The sequence below is a fragment of the Myxococcus sp. CA033 genome, assembly GCF_013336625.1.
GTDB classification, from domain to species: domain Bacteria; phylum Myxococcota; class Myxococcia; order Myxococcales; family Myxococcaceae; genus Myxococcus; species Myxococcus llanfairpwllgwyngyllgogerychwyrndrobwllllantysiliogogogochensis.
Window position 1 is genome coordinate 577441 of sequence record NZ_JABUMU010000001.1, and the last position, 17785, is coordinate 595225.

At 68.1% G+C, this 17785-nt stretch carries 14 protein-coding genes; 6 read left to right on the forward strand and 8 right to left on the reverse strand.

All coding sequences use genetic code 11. The features are described from left to right. Positions 1 to 27: 27 nt before the first annotated feature. Positions 28 to 264 (reverse strand): DUF6289 family protein, encoded by a 237-nt coding sequence (locus HUA78_RS02265; RefSeq protein ID WP_174453387.1) that lies wholly within the window; start codon positions 262 to 264, stop codon positions 28 to 30. Between the two features lie 166 nt (positions 265 to 430). On the opposite strand from HUA78_RS02265, the gene HUA78_RS02270 reads away from it, so the two are divergent. Beyond that, a complete protein-coding gene (locus HUA78_RS02270; RefSeq protein WP_174475562.1) occupies positions 431 to 847 on the forward strand; it encodes a hypothetical protein in 417 nt (138 codons plus the stop codon). A 140-nt stretch (positions 848 to 987) separates the two neighbouring features. Here the strand turns inward: HUA78_RS02270 and HUA78_RS02275 are convergent, their stop codons facing one another. From HUA78_RS02275 to HUA78_RS02295, 5 genes are all read right to left on the reverse strand, one after another. Further along, complete coding sequence (locus HUA78_RS02275) at positions 988 to 1491, reverse strand: hypothetical protein (protein ID WP_174475563.1); 504 nt, start codon at positions 1489 to 1491, stop codon at positions 988 to 990. A gap of 311 nt (positions 1492 to 1802) precedes the next feature. Continuing rightward, a complete protein-coding gene (locus tag HUA78_RS02280) occupies positions 1803 to 3050 on the reverse strand; it encodes a hypothetical protein (RefSeq protein ID WP_174475564.1) in 1248 nt (415 codons plus the stop codon). A gap of 145 nt (positions 3051 to 3195) precedes the next feature. Then, entirely contained in the window at positions 3196 to 5553 is a 2358-nt protein-coding gene (locus tag HUA78_RS02285; RefSeq protein WP_174475565.1) for a hypothetical protein, read from the reverse strand. Between the two features lie 194 nt (positions 5554 to 5747). Beyond that, on the reverse strand, positions 5748 to 7721 hold the full coding sequence (locus HUA78_RS02290) for a TonB family protein (protein ID WP_174475566.1): 1974 nt from the start codon (positions 7719 to 7721) through the stop codon (positions 5748 to 5750). Positions 7722 to 7943: 222 nt separating this feature from the next. Then, the gene (locus tag HUA78_RS02295; protein WP_174453381.1) at positions 7944 to 8672 is read right to left on the reverse strand and encodes a PaxA; all 729 of its coding nucleotides are present in this window, start codon (positions 8670 to 8672) and stop codon (positions 7944 to 7946) included. A 177-nt stretch (positions 8673 to 8849) separates the two neighbouring features. Here HUA78_RS02295 and HUA78_RS02300 point away from each other — a divergent pair, with 177 nt between their 5' ends. The 3 genes from HUA78_RS02300 to HUA78_RS02310 all read left to right on the forward strand — a co-directional run bounded on the left by HUA78_RS02300 (position 8850) and on the right by HUA78_RS02310 (position 14576). Continuing rightward, positions 8850 to 9818 (forward strand): hypothetical protein, encoded by a 969-nt coding sequence (locus HUA78_RS02300; protein ID WP_174453380.1) that lies wholly within the window; start codon positions 8850 to 8852, stop codon positions 9816 to 9818. A gap of 29 nt (positions 9819 to 9847) precedes the next feature. Continuing rightward, complete coding sequence (locus tag HUA78_RS02305; RefSeq protein WP_174475568.1) at positions 9848 to 12649, forward strand: TonB-dependent receptor; 2802 nt, start codon at positions 9848 to 9850, stop codon at positions 12647 to 12649. 94 nt (positions 12650 to 12743) lie between these two features. Continuing rightward, positions 12744 to 14576 (forward strand): 5'-nucleotidase C-terminal domain-containing protein, encoded by a 1833-nt coding sequence (locus HUA78_RS02310; RefSeq protein ID WP_174464782.1) that lies wholly within the window; start codon positions 12744 to 12746, stop codon positions 14574 to 14576. Positions 14577 to 14633: 57 nt separating this feature from the next. On the opposite strand, the gene HUA78_RS02315 is transcribed toward HUA78_RS02310, so the two are convergent. Beyond that, positions 14634 to 15521, reverse strand: coding sequence for a M28 family peptidase (locus HUA78_RS02315; protein WP_174475569.1), 888 nt, complete (start codon positions 15519 to 15521; stop codon positions 14634 to 14636). Positions 15522 to 15568: 47 nt separating this feature from the next. Here HUA78_RS02315 and HUA78_RS02320 point away from each other — a divergent pair, with 47 nt between their 5' ends. Both HUA78_RS02320 and HUA78_RS02325 read left to right on the forward strand, forming a co-directional pair. Continuing rightward, positions 15569 to 16222 carry a TetR/AcrR family transcriptional regulator C-terminal domain-containing protein gene (locus tag HUA78_RS02320; protein ID WP_174464784.1) on the forward strand — a complete coding sequence of 218 codons (654 nt, stop codon included), beginning with the start codon at positions 15569 to 15571 and terminating at the stop codon, positions 16220 to 16222. A 106-nt stretch (positions 16223 to 16328) separates the two neighbouring features. Further along, positions 16329 to 16814, forward strand: coding sequence for a hypothetical protein (locus tag HUA78_RS02325; protein WP_371745474.1), 486 nt, complete (start codon positions 16329 to 16331; stop codon positions 16812 to 16814). A gap of 153 nt (positions 16815 to 16967) precedes the next feature. Here HUA78_RS02325 and HUA78_RS02330 read toward each other — a convergent pair whose 3' ends face one another. Then, positions 16968 to 17606 (reverse strand): glutathione S-transferase family protein, encoded by a 639-nt coding sequence (locus HUA78_RS02330; protein ID WP_174475570.1) that lies wholly within the window; start codon positions 17604 to 17606, stop codon positions 16968 to 16970. Positions 17607 to 17785: the final 179 nt, after the last annotated feature.

Here is a 17785-nt window from a genome sequence, read left to right on the forward strand (position 1 = left end):
GCGTGGGACACCGCGGGGCCCGCTCCCTCAACAGGGGAAGCAGTACACCAGCCGGGAGTACGACGTCCGGACGCCCGAGAGGTACCGCCGCCCGCTGCATGTCTGGGTCTCGTTGCCCACCATCTCCGAATAGGTGTCATCCGAGAAGTAATCCCACTCACAGCTCTGGGCTGGAGCCGCCTCGGCCTTCGGGGCATAGGTGGACGTTCCGAGGCCCACGAACGCGGGAACCGCAAGCACAACGCCCAAGAGCAGCCTTTTCATTGAATGCCTCCAAGGGGAAGAACCGCGACCTCGAACCTAGGTTGCCTTGGATTGCAATGGCAAGGGGGCCCATGCGGGGCCGCCAGGGAAGACCTTGGGCGCGTCCCTGAAAGGAGCGCGGCATGTTATGAATTGCATGCACCCACCACTTTACGAGGGCACTCCCATGAAGAGCACCTTGCGCATCATTTCGCTGATGGCCACGAGCCTGCTGATGGCCTGTGGTGAGGGCGCCCCCCAACAGGAAGGCGCTGGACTGCCCACACTCGAAGACAGTCACGCCGCTCTGGTCGCTCCCACCGCCTCCATCTCCTGCTCGAGCACCTCCACTGACATCACGTGCATTGGCGGCTCCACGGGTGGCAGCCCGCTTTACCGGAGCCAGTGGTCGCGGACGATGTACTTCGACGGCGAGGTCCTCAACTCCCCCTGGGGAGATGGCAGCGCCACGTATAGTGAGTCCTGCGTCACGCCGACGTCCGGGAACCCGCCGGGCTATTCCATCCGGTTCCGCTACCGCGTGGTGACGGCTGCACAGGAAGTCTCCAACGTCGCCACCGGCCCTCTCTATGCTTGCGAGTGATTGCGGGCTGAAGCCCCGCCCTCCTCCGACGAACAAGCCCAACCGCTGACGTTCCAGTGGGATGCGAATGACCCACGGTGGACCGTGCCCCCAAGAGAGCGGCACGTCCCACGCATGGCACGAGAACGGAAAGACTCGCGCTACTCGCCGATGATGTCCGAGCCCAGGCTCACGCCTTCACTGTACACCGTGGCCTGGAAGGGGTTGCCATCACCGGTCATATCGAAAGCCATCACAACGGACGCGGCTTCCCCGAGCTGAGCCAGCCACGCATCCACCGCTTCCGGATCCCTGAACGCGTACGTGCCCGCCTCGGTCTGAACCACTTCGAACGGGGCCGCGCCCAGCTGTTCGCCGCGCGAGCCGAGCACCGCCACGTTCATGAAGGGACTCGTGAGCGTCGGAGCCGCCCCGCCAATGCCAGCGAGGGCCATCTCCAGGCCCGAGGCGCCTCCAGCAACGGCGCCCGCCCTGAGGGACTTCTTCTTGATGGTCACCGTGACTGTCGCCGTGCCCTCGAACTTCCCAGTGCTCGGATTGTACGTCATGGTCGTCGAGCCCGAGACAGTCGTCTCGCACGCCGGCAACAGGGCCAGCGCGAGGACCATCGGGACAATGCTCAGGATTCTCATCAACTTCGTCATGGCTGACACTCCAGATCGAGAGGAATGCGCTGCCATCCCTCCCCGGAACAGTCCAGGCAAGGCGGCAGGCCCGCGATACTCCATCAATACGACACACCACCCCGACCGCCCCCCCTTCGGGGACGCCATGGCGAATCAAAGGCAATCACCCACCACATCAGGATGGCGACGACAAAGTACGATCCGAATCGTACATTGTCAAATGAGGGCGCTCGCGGGCCCGCGCGCGGCGGCCACGGCGACAGAGAATCCTCGGCCGGGGACCCTCCAGCGACGAGGGCCACCCCGGACGAAGGCTGTCACCACGGACGTCAGCAGTCCCGGGCGTAGTCCTGCTCGAACACCAGGACGCCGCGCGACTCCGGGAAGTAGATGACATACAGCTCCCAGATCATGCAGGCGTCCGGCCACATCTCCCGGCTGTAGTGCCAGCCCGTCACCTGCACCGCCTCGGAGCCGTTGCTGTACTCCTGGCCCAGGGCCGGATGCAGGGAAGACAGCCTGGAGAGCAGCCGCGACTGCGCGAACTGCGCGTAGGTCGTATTCGCCAGGCGCGCGCCGAACAGCGCATTGCTCTGCTCCGTCAGGGAAACGGCCTCGGCGACCTTGTCCAGGCTCGCGGGAGTCGAGTGGCTCCAGGGGAAGGAGTAGCCACGCAGTTCGCCGTAGCACGCGGAGGAGGTGCCACAGGCCGCGTTGGCCGCCGACAGCTTGGACTGCAGGCCCGTGCTCACCGGCCGTGAGCCCAGCGACACGGAATACAGCCCATAGGCGACCGTGTAGTCGGACACGCAGACCGGCCACATCCGCTGCGTCCACGTGGCCTCGCCGCCCGCGCACCAGACGGGTTTGGAGGAGGCCGACGGAGCACATGCGCCCTCGTAGAGCGCGTGCGCGTCATCCGCGCCGAAGCACAGGGCGAAGGCCTCGTTGACGGGCAGGCCCTCCGCGTCCCAGTGGGCCATGCAGTCCTCGACGCGGGGACCCACCCGGGACTGGTCACACGTGGCGTAGACGGACGGGTCCACCGGCTCGCAGTTGCCGCTGAGACAGTCGAGCTGGAGGCGGAAACGCTTGCCCGCGCCCTCACCGCTGCTGACCACGACGAGATACTCGCCGCCCTGGGCGAAGGTGACGGAGGCCACCTTGCTGAGCTGGCCATAACCCGCGTCATCGTCCTGGGCCCGCACGGTGGTGCCGTAGCTGCCGCTGGCATCCCTGGGGCCGTAAACGAAGAGCCCCGTGTCCAGGGACATGCTGCTGCCCAGGTGCGTCACCTCCAGCTTCGCGCTCGAGCCGGCCGCGACGTTGATGGCGAAGGAGTAGTACTGGAGGGGCGTGGTGAAGGACGTCTGCACCGCGCCGGGGAGCGCCACGCTGCCCAGGAACGTGGTGCTGTCCAGGACGTTGCCACTCGACGGCGTGGGCGGAGGGAAGAGCACCCCCTGCTCCACGGTGTCGACGGCGGGCGGCGCCTCACCCGCGGGCAGGTCGGAGGAACCACAGGCGGCCAGCAGAAAGACAGACACCCACCGGAGCGACTTGAGGGAACGGAGCATTGGCGATGGCCTCGTGGAACGGGGAATGGCACACCCCTGTTCGCCGCCGCCGCCCTGCCCTCCCAGGTGAGCCGCGCGGAGCATAGGCACGCGCGGCTCGGCCACCCCAGGACCTCACACGTCTGTCACCTGATGCACCGGCGCGTCAGGGGGCGGGCTGCAGCGCTTTGCGTTCCTTGGCGCAGACCTGAATCAGCTCGAGCATGCTCATGCTGGCGCCGCCGATGTCGAACTTCTGCTCCTTGAAGTCGGGGTATCGGTTCTCCAGGATTCGCCCCTCCGCGATGCAGTCATTGAGCTGCGAGAGCGCCTCGTTCTTGCGTCCCTTGGAGAGCAGCGACTTCGCCGAGTCGTAGGCCTTCCTCTGGCCATCCTGGAACCGAAGCTCCACGTCCGCCCTCTTCTGGGGCGCCTGCAGCGCCTCCGCCTTCTGGGCGCACTGAGCCATCACCTCCTGGGGCTGGGTGGGAGTGCCGCCCACGAGCACGTCGACCGTGGCGAGGCTGGCGTTCTCCTTCACCATCCTGGCCCCCTCGTCCTGGCAGGCCGTGAGCTTCTCCAGCGCGCTCGCGTACAGCTCCTTCTTCTTGCGCAGGTCCGTGGAGGACGCGGCCGCTTCCGACGCCTTGCTGGCGACGCCCAGGGCCTCACCCGTCAACCGACGCAGCGCCCGCGCCTGCTTCGCGAACTCGAGGGCCTCGACCAGCTTCAGCCACTCGGCGCGAGCCCGCTCCGCGGACGCCGCGTAGCCCGCGTCCTGCCGCTCCAACGCCGCGTTCGCCTCGAACATCTGCATGACCTCATCCACGCTCTTCGAGGCGGTCTCCACGTCGCCGTCGGTCGATGAGATGCCCTTCGCGGCTTCGAGCTTCTCCTTCGTCGTGGTCAGCCGGGAAGCAAGCTGGACGCGAGCATCCGCCGCGGCCAGGACGATCTTCCGCCGGTTGATGCGCTCGCCCAGGTCCGCCATGCGCTCCTTGGTCTCCTTCGCGTACAGCGCGTAGTCGCGGTCCTTCTTGACGAACGGGGCACCCACCTCCAGCACCGCGCCAATCTGCTTGACCGCGTTCTCCGCCTCCTGGAGCTGCGCCGGCGACGGCGTCTCCTTCTGAATCTGGATGACCAGCGCCGCCGCGTTCTTCCGCGCCTCGTCGACCTTCACGCGCTGCTGCTGCAGGTCGACCTCGTACCGGCGCCGCTCCATCGTCGCCCGCCCATCCCTGAGCAACTGGCGCGCGTCGGCGGCGGCTGGGCTGATGGCGGGGTTCTTCGCGTGGACCGTCTCCAGCGTCTTCTCCAGGACGACCAGTGCCGTCTTCGCCTCCTCGAACTGCTCGGCGGTCGCGGCCCGCTTCTCGATGTTGCGCAGGGCCTGCATGACTTCGGCGCGAGCCGCATCGAGGGTGCGGACCTGGAGCACCACCTCCACCTCGACGAGCGTGTTCTTCACCTCGGCGAGGTACTGACCGATGGCCTGACTCCTCGCCGCCTGGGGCTCGTACTTGTCCACCAGCTTCCGGCCGACGAACGCCGCCGTCTTGGCCTCGGCGAGCTGCTCGGGCGTGGGCCGCTTCACCCGGAGCGCCTTGGCGGACGCGCGGAGCTCTTCATGGGCGGGCTCCAGCTCCACCTTCACCCGCGAGACACCTGCCTGCACCACGGACTCATCCATCTGGCGCCGGGCCTGGGTGACCTCGGCGCGAGCCTTGTCCGCGTCCGCGCGGTACGCCTTGTCTTGCACCTCGAGCGGCTTGCCCTCCTCGAGCTGCTTCTGCAGCGCGGCCGTCGCCTTGTCGGCGGCCGTGAACTTCTCGTCCGACCAGGCCTTTCCCAGGTCGGCGAGCGCGCTCGCCAGTGACTTGCGGCTCGCATCCAGGAGGCCGCGCTGTTTCTGAGCCGACAGTTGCAGCCACCGCTCATCGAGCGTCTTCCTGTGACGGGCGACGGTCGCTTCGACGTCGGTGAGGTACGAGGAGAACTTCGGGTCCTGGCTCTTCAGGGGCCGGCCCTCCTCCGTCAGCTTCTCGAGCACGTCCACCGCGGCACGCGCCTCGTCCATCGCCTTGGAGCCCGGGTCGCCCTGACCGAGCTTCGACATGCGCTCGTTCAGGGGCGCGAGCGCGCTGTCGATGCGCCGGCGGTAATCGTGGATGTGGACCTTCGCCCGCCGCTCATCGACGTACTCGCGGTCGGTCCGGAGCTGCTTCCGCGCGGCGAGGACGCTCTTGGCGTATTCGAGATCTTCCGTCTCGAAGCTCGCTCCCGCATTGAGCGCCTCTTTCAGCGCTTCCACCGCCGCGAGGGCGGCGTCGAGGTCTGCGCCGCGCGGCGGCTCCTGTTCGATTCGCTGAACGGCCGTCGTCAGGGCCGCGCGCGCATTCTCCAAACGCTTCGAGGCTTCCTCGATGGACTTCGCGGCGCCAGCGGCAGGAGGCGCGGCCGGGGCATCGGTGGAGGCGAAGACAAGGAACCCGATAAGCATCAGCACTGAAGTACGTACCATTCAGGGAAACCTACTACAGCGAGGCGGTGGGAGCCTCGGCATAGTGTCCGCGTCCCCCGCCTGGAGATGCGGTCAGGCTGCATCAAGGTGGCCCAGATGAAGCGCCAACTCGCCTGGGCGCACGCGGGGCGAAAAGGCACCTCCCAGCATCTCCGTGGAGAGAGGAGCCCGCGCGGGTCCCCTTCGCGCGGGCGTCAGGGCCGCAGACGGAAAGGCACCTTCACCACGCGGTAGACGGCGACAGGCCGACCCTCGAGCAACGCGGGCTGGTAGCGCCAGGTGCTCACCGCGCGCATCGCGGCGGACACGAAGGGCTCTTCACCTCGCATCACGGAGACGTCGCGCACCTCGCCGCGCTCCGTGACGACCAGTTTGAGGACGACCAGTCCCTCGCGCCCCGCGGCACGCGCATGTTGGGGGAACTCCGGCTGGAGGTTGCCCGCATGTTCCACGGGGGGCTTCGCGTTCTCCGGCAGTTGGATGGGCCCCGTGGGAGCCGAAACCTGGAGCGTGCCTTCGGCCACCGCGCCTGGCTGCTCCGCCATGGGCTTCGCGGCCCCGGGGACATCCAGGGGCATGGGCGCGCTCAGGGACGCTCCTGACATCCACTCGGAGCTCCCCGAGCCCTCCGCGCTGGCAGAGGACGTACCCGGGGACGACGAGCGTCCGCCGCGCTCACGCTGCAGCCGCTGACTCAAGAGCACCTCACCCGAGCCCCCGGCGAGCATCCGGTCCGAGCGATACCCCTCCCGCACGAACGTCACCTCCGCGGTGGCCATGCCGCCCGCGTCGGGTGGCACCTCCAACACGAACGGCGTGGTGCCCCGCTCCACTCCCTTCCAGAAGACACGCGCCCCCTCCGGCTGACTGGAGATGTGGAAGCGCACGGGGCGAGGCGCAACTGGCGCCGTCACGGAGGGTGGCGCCTGCCGCACCGATTCGGAAGGCGAGGACACCGCGACCAACGGCGGCGACTCCACGGGCGCTCGCGGACGGCGGGCCCCGAGCAGATAGGCGCCAGCTCCGCAGACGAGCAACACGCCCAGGCCCGCTCCCATCCTGAGCGCCCTTCGGCGGAAGCCCGGACGCGGAGAGTCCGGACTGAGCACGGAGGACTCGTCCAGGATGATGTCCAGGACCAGGGTGCCCTGAACACCGCTCGTGGTGGACCGCATCGATGGCGCGAGGGACATGCCGACAGGCCCGGTCACCGCCTCTCCAGGGCCGGTATCCAGCGAGATGGCCGTGCCCGGACCCGCTGCTCCGCGCAATGCCTCCAGGAGCGCCTCCATCGACTCGTAGCGGTGCGCGGGCTGTTTCTCCAGACAGCGGCGCACGACAGTCTCCACGGACGCGGGAATGGCCACGTCCGGGCGCACCACCTGGAAGCGCGGTGGGACCTCCTTGTGGTGCGCGAAGATGAGTTCCAGCGGGTCCTGCATCAGGAAGGGCGGCCGCCCCATGAGCATCTGGTACAGCACCACCCCGAGCGCGTAGACGTCGCTGCGCGCGTCCGCCAGGTTGCGCGCCTGCTCCGGGGCCATGTACGTCGGCGAGCCCAGGAAGGTTCCCACCTGGGTGATGTCAGGCACCGACAGGTGGCTGGCGCCCTCCACGACGAAGGGCTTCACCAGTCCGAAGTCGAGCACCTTCACGTGGTCGCGCTCCGCGCTCCCCTCCTCCGCCAACAGCATCACATTGGCGGGCTTCAGGTCGCGGTGCACCACTCCCAGACGGTGTGCCTCGCGCAGGGACCGACACACCTGTTGGGCGATGTCCACCGCGCGCGGCCAGGGCAGCGGCCCGGCGGTGAGGTGCTCCGCCAGCGTGCGCCCCTCCAGGTACTCCATGGCGATGTAGAAGGTCCCGTCATCCGTCTTCCCGTAGTCGATGAGGGTGACGGTGTTCGGGTGGCGAAGCTTCGCCGTGACGCTGGCCTCCAGGAAGAAGCGCCGCTGGAACTCCGGGTCGTTCGCGAAGGGGAACGTGGGGCTCAGCACCTTGAGCGCCACCATCCGTTCGAGCGGGAGCTGGAGGGCGCGATACACCCGGCCCATTCCCCCGGCCCCCAGCGGCGCCAGCACCCGGAAGCGCTCGTGGAGCACCTGGCCGAGGAGTGGGTCCACCGGCGAAAGAGGCGAAGTCGAGGGGTGCGATTCGGTCTGCATGGCGATCACCTGAGCAGGAACCGTCGCATGCACCCGTCACGGCGGCGTGCCGTGCACATCACGTCATGGCCAACACCCCGTCACGGCCCTCCGGACGGTGAGCGGACCGGCACCGACGTCCCTCGGCTCACGACGCGGCCTACGCGCTGAAGCGCTGAAGCCGCCCCGAGCAACGCCTCCGGCTCCGCGAGGCTTCGCGGCGGGCCGGAGGCAGGCGCGTACCTACTGGATGGTGATAGGGATGTTGTAGAGGAAGCACACTGGGACCTTCTGGGGCTTGTACTCCCAGCCCGCCTTGAGTCCCTGGATGATGTCCTCGTCCGCGCCAGGCACGGACTTCACCGGCGTCACTTCGTACACGCTGCCGCTGGTGGAGACGCACACCTTGTAGATGCCCTGCAGCGTCTGACCGCGGTGGGACTGCTTGAACACCTCCGACAGGCGCGGCGACGTCTGGCGCACCACGTCACGCTGGATGACGAAGGGCGGCACGTTCTTGGGCTTCACCGGCTCGGCGGGGCCCGTTCCACCCACCACCCCGCCCACGACGCCTCCCACTACTCCTCCGACAACCCCACCCGCTACCCCGCCGGCCACACCTCCCTCGACACCGCCCTCTTCGGGGGGCGCCTCGGGCTCCGGCTCCGCGGGCTCCGGCTCGACGGGCGCCTCCACGGGGACGGGTTTGACCTCCACGGGAGTGCGGAGCTCCGTCCGGGGCTTCTTCTCCACCTGACGGGGCGTCGTCCTGCTCGGCGCCGGTGGGGGCGGCGGAGGCGGCGGAGGCGGGGCCTTGACGAGGTTGAGCACCACCTCGATGGGCTGCTCCGCCTCGAGGGCGATGGGCTTCACCAGCAACATCAGCACCGCCACGATGCCGACGTGCACGGCAATCGAGAAGGCGGCAAAGCCGAGGATGCGCGAGGGAGGGTCGGTCTGCTGCGCGAACATGCCGGGGCAGGGCATACCACAAGCTGGGGAAGAGTCCTCGGGATGTAATCGTGCTGCGCCAGCAGAACGGGGGTCTGTCACGAGGACGCCACTCAACTGATACCTGAGGACGTGAGACTCGTGCTAGAGGGCCGCCACCTCGTCCCATCCCCAGAGGTTTTTTCCGTGCAGACAAAAATGAAGTGCGTACTCGGGCTCGCGGCAGCCCTGAGTGCGGTGGCGTGTGGTGAGTCGAACGAGGAGGTCGGTGACAAGTATCAGGGAGTCATCGACGCCACGAACCTCGACTCCAAGTTCAGGCCCACCAGCGGCATCTACCGGCCGGCGGCGGCCCGGGTGAGGGGCACCAACGTGCCCTTCTACAACCTGGGACAGGTCGCGACCGAGCGCAAGGATGACCGCGGCGTGCTCACCAACTCGGGCGTCCCCGTGGACGAGACCGGGCGTCCGTTCCTGCCCGCGAGCAGGGTGGTCGCCACCTCGTACGACTTCGCGGACGGCTGCAAGACGGGCAAGGCGGACTTTGACTTCCGTCTCGACAGCTACCCGGAGACGGTGCAGTGGCCCCTCTTCGCGGCGCTACCGCTGACCGTTACCGGCAACACCACGCCCCCCGTGCTGCCCCTGATGAAGGTGGCGCGCTGGACGGGCACGGGCGCCGAGCAGTGCAACTCCATCAAGGACGTGGCCTCGCTCACCAAGGGTGCCTTCGGTGGCGCCGCCGAGGAAGAGACGACGCTCGCCCTGCGCGCCATCATCGACGTGTCCGCGCAGCTCAACCCCCTGCGCACGGGCTCCGAGTTCACCGCCCAGGGCGGCTGGTACCGCGGCCTGCAGCTGGCCTACCTGGACGGCGGTCCCGTGCAGGTGGATGAGACCGGCAACGTGCGGGTGATGGACGGCGTCCTGGTGAGCCCGCCGACGGGCGCGCCCACCACGGAGACGCCCGTGTACCTGTTCTCGGCCCTCCCCGGCGAGGAAGGCTGGTCGCCAGTGGTGCGCCTGCGCACCTTCACCGCGACCGCGGCGAAGCCCGCCTCCAGCTACACCGGCCTGTGCGTCGACACCTGCGCGGAGACCGAGCTCAACCTCTCCACCGTCACCCGGTACGCCGGCGTGCTCTTCGTCGTGGGGAGCACCCTGTGAGCGCCACCCTTTCTTCCCAGAGCCCTTCCATGAAGACGCCTTTCTTCCGGGGCGGCGGCGCGCTCGCGCTGCTGCTCGCGCTCGTCGCGGCCCTCCCCGTGCCCGCCCTCGCCGCGGGCCAGAACTACGGCCGCATGGCCGGCTACGTCTATGACCCGACGGGCGCCCCGCTCGCCGAGGTGCCCCTCACCGTGACGGGCCCGGCGCTGCTGCAGCCCCAGTCGCGCACCAGCGGCGAGGACGGCCGCTTCGAGTTCGACACCCTGCCCCCGGGCGAGAACTACACCCTGGAGGTCAACGTCCCGGGCTTCGCCCCCATCAAGAAGACGGGCATCACCGTCCTGCTCGGCCAGGCCTCGCAGGTGGACGTGAAGCTGGAGGTGTTCACCGAGCAGACGGCGGTGGCCACCTACGAAATCGTCGAGAAGGTCAACCCCATCATCAACCCGGACTCCGCGCAGATGGGCGCGGTGATGAACGCGGAGAAGGCGGCCACCTCGCCCGTCTTCACGCAGGTGCAGGCCATGCCCCAGCTGGTGGCGGGCGTGGGCAACGGCAACGCGCCCAGCCTGCGCGCCGGCCTGTCGCGCTACGGCAAGTTCTTCATCGACGGCATGGACACGTCCGACGTGGTGGACGGCAGCATCAGCTCGCCGATGAGCTTCTACGCGGTGGAGAACTTCGAGGTCATGACCGGCGGTCTGGACGCCCAGTACAACTCGCTGGGCCTCATCCAGAACGTCGTCAGCAAGAGCGGCTCCAACAAGTTCACCTACGACGTGACGATGATTCTCTCGCCGGCGTGGGCCAACGCGAAGTACCGGGGCGCGGCCAACCAGAACCCCAACGTGGCCAACTACACGCAGAACGAGGTGCCGCTGTCCGAGACGGCCTTCTACAGCCCCCTGGTGGGCGTGGGCGGCCCCATCATCAAGGACAAGCTGTGGTTCTACGTCTCCGGCCAGTGGAACTTCTCCCAGCGCGACACGCCGCTGGGTGAGGAGAGCCGCACGACGGACACGCAGACGCGCCTGGCCCGCCTGAAGCTCACCTGGCAGCCCACGCCGAAGGACCGCCTGTCCCTGGCGTTCAACTACGACAACAACACCATCACCAACCAGGTCGCCTCGACGTTCGCCGCCCCGGAGGCGGAGACGCAGATCGACCGCGGCGGCTTCTTCGCCATCGTCAACTACGACCGCAGCATCTCCGACAACGTCCTCTTCCAGCTCCAGACGGGCACCACCTTCAAGGACATCTGGCAGGGCCCCATCGACGAGGACTCGCAGGAGATTTCCCACACCTACAACAGCGTCACGTACCGGAACGCCGGCGCGCTGCGCAACGAAGTGGGCAACCTGGTCACTGAGAAGCGCATGCGCTACCAGTTCGACCCGACGCTGCTCTTCAAGCTCAAGAACCACCAGATGAAGGCGGGTCTGCAGTTCAGCTACCTGAGCGGCGACAAGACCACGCAGGTGATTGGCAACCAGCGCTTCAATGACCGCAACGGCGAGTGCAACCCCGAGGACCCGTCGACCTTCCAGTTCTGCAACGAGCGCCTGGACTTCTACAACACCGACGGCGCGCAGGCCCCGCTGACCACCGAGGCGGGCACCCTCATCTCCAGCGCCTTCCTCCAGGACCGCTGGAACGTCAACCGCTACCTCACGCTGGTCGCGGGCCTCCGCGCGGACGTGGGCCGTCTGTATGGCGACGACAACCAGTTCATCACCAACCTGGTGGGCGTGGGCCCGCGTCTGTCGGCCACCTACGACTTGTTCGGCAACCGCAGCACGCTGGTCAAGGTGCACTACGGCCGCTCCAACGAAGTGGGCGACGTCTTCATCGCGCAGCACGCCAACCCGGAGCTGACCACGGTGCGGTCCACCTTCGCCGGTGGCGCCTTCGCGGACTGTGCGCCGGACACCGTCGGCAACCCCCAGTGCAGCGTGTCGGGTGGCGCTTCTGGCCGCTACTTCGACAAGACGAGCCACACGCCGCCGCACGTGGACGAGCTCGCGCTCGGCCTGCACCACGCCATCACCGAGGGCTCCGTCATCGGCGTCGACCTCACCTACCGCAAGTACGCCAACATGTGGGTGGACGAGGAGATGAACCGCATCTGGGATCCGTCCGGCTCGCGCGTGGTCGGCTACGTGGACGGCGTGAATCACACCATCGTGAAGATCCACAACCCGGATGACGCCTGGCGCGACTACAAGGGCATGGACCTGTGGGCGCAGGGCAAGACGGGCCCGTGGGATCTGCTCGCCAGCTACACCCTTGCCTACAGCAACGGCACGGTGGGCGACTACTTCGACGGCTACGGGGTGAACCCGCGCTTCAAGCGCTTCTTCGAGGGTCCGTCCCCCGAGGACATCCGCCACACCATCAAGGGCGCCATCGGGTACACCACGCGGTTCGGTCTCGATTTCGGCGTGCGGTTCAACTACCGCACCGGCGCGCCCATGTGGATGTTCACCGAGGGCACGGTCGACCGGCAGCGCGTGTCTCGTTCGGAGCGCGGCACCGGCCACTCCTACAACACCAACACCGGCCTGCCGGACTTCAATGACCCGGCGGCCATCTCCGAGCTGCGCCAGCCGAGCCAGTTCATGTTCGATGTCCAGGCCCGCTACGACCTGAACCGCATCGTGAAGACGCAGGAGACCAAGATGGAGCTCACGCTCATCATGTTCAACGTCCTGAACAACAGCGACGTCACCTTCGTTCAGGAGCAGTACCGCCCCACGAACAACCGCTTCGGCACGGCGACCAGCCGCCGCAGCCCGATGCAGGCCGAGCTGCTGCTGCGCGTGCGCAACTAGCCACACCCGCGCACTTGGGGCCCTCGCTTCCGGAAGTCTTGCTTCGGAAGCGAGGGCCCTTGAATCCGGCGGGGACACCGTTCTAGACGGGCGTGTGACTTCCGCCATCCGTCCCTTCCGCCTCGGGCTGCTGTCCGCCCTCCTCGCCGCCTGCGCCTCGTCCACTCCGCCCGTGCCGGAGGCCGCTCCGGTGGCGCCCGCGCCCCCGAGCGAGGTGAAAGCCGCGCCGGCCCCCCTGCGCATCACCGTGGTGGGGACCAACGACTTGCACGGCTGGGTGATGCCCTCCCGCGCCACGCTGCCCGACGGCACCGGGGTGGACCAGGGCGGCCTGGCGACGCTCGCGGGCTACGTGTCCATCCTTCGGGCGGAGAATCCGGACGGCGTGCTGCTGCTGGACGGAGGCGACCTCTTCCAGGGCACCCTCGCCTCCAACCTCACCGAGGGCGAGGTGGTCATCAGCGCGATGAACACGCTCGCGTATGACGCCTCGGCGCTCGGCAACCACGAGTTCGACTACGGGCCCGTGGGGCCCCGCTCGGTGGCGCTCGACGGGGATGACCCGTTCGGCGCGCTCAAGGCGCGCATCGCCCAGGCGCGCTTCCCGGTGCTCGGGGTCAACGTCACCGACAGCCAGACGGGCGCGATTCCCACCTGGCTCGGCAACGAGGGCATGCGGCTGGTGGAGCGGCGCGGGGTGCGCATCGGCATCCTCGGCCTGGCCACGCCCCACACCCCGCAGGTGACCAATCCCGTGAATGTGGCGAGCCTGCGCTTCGCGCCCCTGGCTCAGTCGGCGCTCGCCGCGGCCCAGGCCCTGCGCGCGCGCGGGGCCGAAGTGGTGGTGGCGGTGGCGCACGCGGGGGCGGTGTGCAAGCGCCAGGACGACCCTCGCGACGCCTCCTCGTGCGACCGCGGGGACAGCGAGATCGTGGAGCTGCTGGAGAACCTGCCCGAGGGGACGTTGGATGCGGTGGTGGCCGGGCACACACACCAGCCCGTGGGCCACTTCATTCGCGGCACGCCGGTCATCGAGACGTCGGGCCGGGGCCGCGCGTTCGGGCTCGTGGAGCTCTTCGTGGACCCGGTGACGCGCAAAGTGCTCCCCGAGCAGACCGTGCTTCAGGGCTCCATCCCCGTGTGCGCGCGCATGGACGCGACGCTGGGCACGTGTGACGAGCGGAAGCTGAAGGCGGCGAAGAGCCTGGAGCTGGTCCCCGCCACCTTCCGGGGGCGCCCGGTGGTGGCCGACGCGGCGATGGAGTCACAGCTCACCGCGGCGTTCGCTCGCGTGGAGCAGGAGCAGAAGCGCTCGCTGGGCGTGCGTGTTCCCACCGCGCTCACCCGCAACTATGACGCGGAGAGCACGCTCGGCAACGTGCTGGCGGACGCGCTGCGCGAGGTCTCCGCGACGGACGTGGCGGTAATCAACAGCGGCGGGCTGCGCGCGGACCTGCCGGCCGGCGAGCTCACCTACGGCGCGTTCTACGAGGTGCTTCCCTTCGACAACACCCTCGCCGTCATCACCGTCTCGGCGGCGGAGCTGCGCAAGCTGCTGGAGGCCGGCTTTGGGCGCAAGGGCGTCCTCCAGGTGTCGGGGCTGAAGGTGCGGGTGGAGCTGTGCAACGGGGCCTCGCGGCTCACCTCCGTCACCCTGCCGAATGGGAAGGCGCTCCCGGCCAACAAGCGATTCCGCGTGGCCATGCCGGACTTCCTGGCGCGCGGCGGTGGGGGGCTGGAGGACGTGCTCAAGACGCTGGCGCCCGGGAGCATCGACCTGGGTGAGCGTCAGGCGCTGACGCTGCGCGACGCGCTCGTGGAGCACTGGAAGACCCGGGGCAAGCCGCTGGCGGCTCCCGCGCTCGGACGCATCCAGCGCGACACCGCGACGGCTGGCTGCCCCGCCGAGGCCGCCGGGAAGCCCTGACGGAGCGAGTCCCAGGGACGCCCGCGCGCAAGGGTTTGCTTGCGCGCGGCGCGAAGGTCAGACGACTCCCTTGGAGACCACCGCGTTGAGCAGCACGGACACCTCTCGCATGAAGCCGTAGTCGAGGGTGTCCGGCGTATCCGTCGAGCAGTGGTAGTGCGGGTTGCGAAAGTTCCCGGTATCGGTCCAGAGCACAGCGGGCTTCCCAGCGGTCCAGAACGGGAAGTGGTCACTGCGCATCAGGTCGGGCAGCAGGACGTGGAGCGGTCCCCACGTCTTCGCCGTCATCAACCGCAGCCCTGGCGACTCGGTCGAGTTGACGGCGCGGTCCATGATGGCGTTGGAGCGACCCTTCCCCACGAGCCCGAGGAAGTCGGGCGCCCTGAGGCTCTGGGGGACCCACGGAAACGGCAGCGCCTGGACCGGGCCTGAGCGTTTGCGAAAGCCGACCATCTCAAGCACGTGCGCCATGCCCAGCTGGCAGGGAAGCGCCGGCAGTCCATGGGCGACGAAGTCACGGCTGCCCAACAGCCCATCCTCCTCCGCGTTGAACCCGATGAAGCCCACGTGCGGGCCCGCGTCGGATTGCGCGAGGACCCGCGCACACTCCAGCATCACCGCCAGGCCGCTCGCATTGTCATCGGCACCGGGGCAATCCGGAACGCTGTCGTAGTGGGCCGCCACGAACGTCACCGGCCTGCCCTTCGCGTGTCGAGGCAGCGCCACGACGTTCCGATATCGACCCTGGATTCGCACCGACAGGCCGTAGCGCTCGAAGGCCGCCCCGAGCTCGTCACGCACCCAGGCATTGTTCCGGGCGTTCGCGAAGAGGTGCCGGGGAATCGCGAGATGTTCAACCCACTGGCGCAGGCGAACCTCATCCGACTGCGTGGCGCCGTGGGGCAACGGAGTGGCTTCCTCGACCGCTCGCTCTCGAATCCACATGATTGACTTACAACGTAAGCTTATGTCGTAAGTCTGTCAAGGAAGCCATGAGACAGTCCACCAAACGCGAACCCCTTTCGAGAGAGCGCATCCTGCGGGCGGCACTGGGCGTCGTTGATAGCGAAGGGCTCGAGGCGATCTCCATGCGGCGTGTCGGGCAGGAGCTGGGCGTGGAGGCGATGTCCCTCTACAACCACGTCGCCAACAAGGCGGCCATCCTCGACGGCCTGTTCGAAATCGTCCTCGCCGAGATGCCCGCGGCGACGAAGGCGGCGACCTGGCAGGTCGCCCTCCGAGACAACGCGCGGGCCTTGAGGCTCGTGCTCCGCGCTCATCCGCACACGCTGCCGCTCTTCGCGACGCGCCCCGCCGTCACGCCTGCGTCCATCATCCACGTCGAAGCGGCGCTCGAGTTGCTCCGGAAGGCGGGCTTCAGTGCCGATGAGGCCCTCTGCACCTTGCAGGTGATGGTGGCCTTCGTCGTCGGCCACACTGTCGCGGGCTACTCGCCGACCCGACCCGAGGAGGAGTCCCGGCCCGCCTACGAGCAGCTCAGCAAGCAGGACTTCCCCCGCGTCCATGAGCTGGTGGCCGTCCTCGCCCGACACGACATCGAGAAGGAATTCGAGTTCGGGCTCGAGGCCATGCTCGCCGGGCTCGAGGCGCGGCTCACGCGGCGCAAGACCTCCCGGAAGGAGTAAGTCAGGGCCTGTCCGAATCAGGGCGGGGTTCGCCCTATATGCTCTCTACCGTGCGCGTTCAGTGGCCCCGAGGTGGGGCCTCGATATCCTGAACGGAGAAGCTTGCGTGCGGACACAGGGACAGAACGACGGGGCGGCAGACTTCGACTTCCTCATGGGAACCTGGCGGGTGCACAACCGTCGGATCAAGGAGCGGTTGAAGGGATGCACCGAGTGGGTCGCGTTCGAGGCCACCGCCGAGGAGCATCCCCTGCCGGGCGGGCTCGGCAATCAGGAGACCTATCGCAGCGAGTTCTGGCCCGGCTTCGTGGGCCTGGCGCTCCGGGTCTACAACCCCGCGACGAAGCAGTGGTCCATCACCTGGGTGGACAACCGGAACCACACCATCGACCCACCCGTGCTGGGCTGCTTCTCGGGTGACGTGGGCGTGTTCGAGACGAACGACACGTTCGAGGGCCGCGCCATCCGTGTGCGCTTCACCTGGACCCGACTGGGCCAGGACACCGCTCGCTGGGAGCAGGCCTTCTCTCCCGACGAGGGCCAGAGCTGGGAGACCAACTGGGTGATGGAGTTCAGCCGCGTGAAGGCGTGAACGCCCCCAGGCCTCGGGAGGCGAGCTGTCGAGCTAGGCTCTCTTCACGCGGGATGAACCGCGCCTCCTCGCGAGAACCGACATGGCGTTGGGCGACCTGAATCCGGCATACCTGCCCTTGGGGGCACGCGTGGGGCCCTGGCTTGCCCGCTCTCAGCCCGCTTCGACGCGGTCGCAGTAGGCGTCGAACACCTTCTTCCAGGCTGGGCGCGCGATGCAGCGCCGCTGGAAGGCGAGCACATTGGGATGGTCCTTGACGACACTCTCGTCGATGCCGGCGCCCAGCACATGCGTCATCAAGAGGTCCGCGACGGTGAACTCGTCGGTCGCGATGAACTCCCTGCCCGCAAGCCAGCCGTCGAGCTGCTTCAGGCGCATGGCCCCCCACCGGTGAAGCGCATCGCTTCCCTGGGTGCCCTTGCCGCCGTTCAGGTCGACGAACCACGCGGTCAGGAGCGGGACTTCAATCGTGTTCAGCGCCGCGACGCACCAGCGCAGCACCTGCGCTTCGCCGGCGAGGTCGCGCGGCATCAGCTTGCCGCTCTTGCGCGCGAGGTAGAGCAGGATTGCGCCCGACTCGGTGACGACCACGCCGTCGTCGTCGATGACCGGAATCTGTCCGAACGGATTGAGCGCGCGATACGCGGGTGCATCGAGGTCGTGCCTCGGATGATCCATCCCCACGACCTCGTACGGCAGCCCCATCTCCTCCAGCGCCCACAGCACGCGCAGGTCTCGGGTCTTGCCGCGGGCCATCTTGTTCACTCGGGCGAAGCCGTAGACCTTGAGCATGCGCGAATCCTACTTCGCGCGGATGGAGCGTCCAGGCCTCGTTGGCTTCACCATCGCATCCATGCGCCTCTGGCTGCGATAGACAGGGACAGCCCCGAGTCCGACGTTCCGCGCTCCGAGTCCGGATGACCCGCGTCAGGGCGGAGAGGCATTCGCCTCGCGATCCATCCAGACATCAA

Bases quoted from the DNA above. Each gene is read 5' to 3' on its own strand.
- HUA78_RS02265 (WP_174453387.1), bottom strand. From the start codon at position 264: ATGAAAAGGCTGCTCTTGGGCGTTGTGCTTGCGGTTCCCGCGTTCGTG.
- HUA78_RS02270 (WP_174475562.1), top strand. From the start codon at position 431: ATGAAGAGCACCTTGCGCATCATTTCGCTGATGGCCACGAGCCTGCTG.
- HUA78_RS02275 (WP_174475563.1), bottom strand. From the start codon at position 1,491: ATGACGAAGTTGATGAGAATCCTGAGCATTGTCCCGATGGTCCTCGCG.
- HUA78_RS02280 (WP_174475564.1), bottom strand. From the start codon at position 3,050: ATGCTCCGTTCCCTCAAGTCGCTCCGGTGGGTGTCTGTCTTTCTGCTG.
- HUA78_RS02285 (WP_174475565.1), bottom strand. From the start codon at position 5,553: ATGGTACGTACTTCAGTGCTGATGCTTATCGGGTTCCTTGTCTTCGCC.
- HUA78_RS02290 (WP_174475566.1), bottom strand. From the start codon at position 7,721: ATGCAGACCGAATCGCACCCCTCGACTTCGCCTCTTTCGCCGGTGGAC.
- HUA78_RS02295 (WP_174453381.1), bottom strand. From the start codon at position 8,672: ATGTTCGCGCAGCAGACCGACCCTCCCTCGCGCATCCTCGGCTTTGCC.
- HUA78_RS02300 (WP_174453380.1), top strand. From the start codon at position 8,850: ATGAAGTGCGTACTCGGGCTCGCGGCAGCCCTGAGTGCGGTGGCGTGT.
- HUA78_RS02305 (WP_174475568.1), top strand. From the start codon at position 9,848: ATGAAGACGCCTTTCTTCCGGGGCGGCGGCGCGCTCGCGCTGCTGCTC.
- HUA78_RS02315 (WP_174475569.1), bottom strand. From the start codon at position 15,521: ATGTGGATTCGAGAGCGAGCGGTCGAGGAAGCCACTCCGTTGCCCCAC.
- HUA78_RS02320 (WP_174464784.1), top strand. From the start codon at position 15,569: ATGAGACAGTCCACCAAACGCGAACCCCTTTCGAGAGAGCGCATCCTG.
- HUA78_RS02330 (WP_174475570.1), bottom strand. From the start codon at position 17,606: ATGCTCAAGGTCTACGGCTTCGCCCGAGTGAACAAGATGGCCCGCGGC.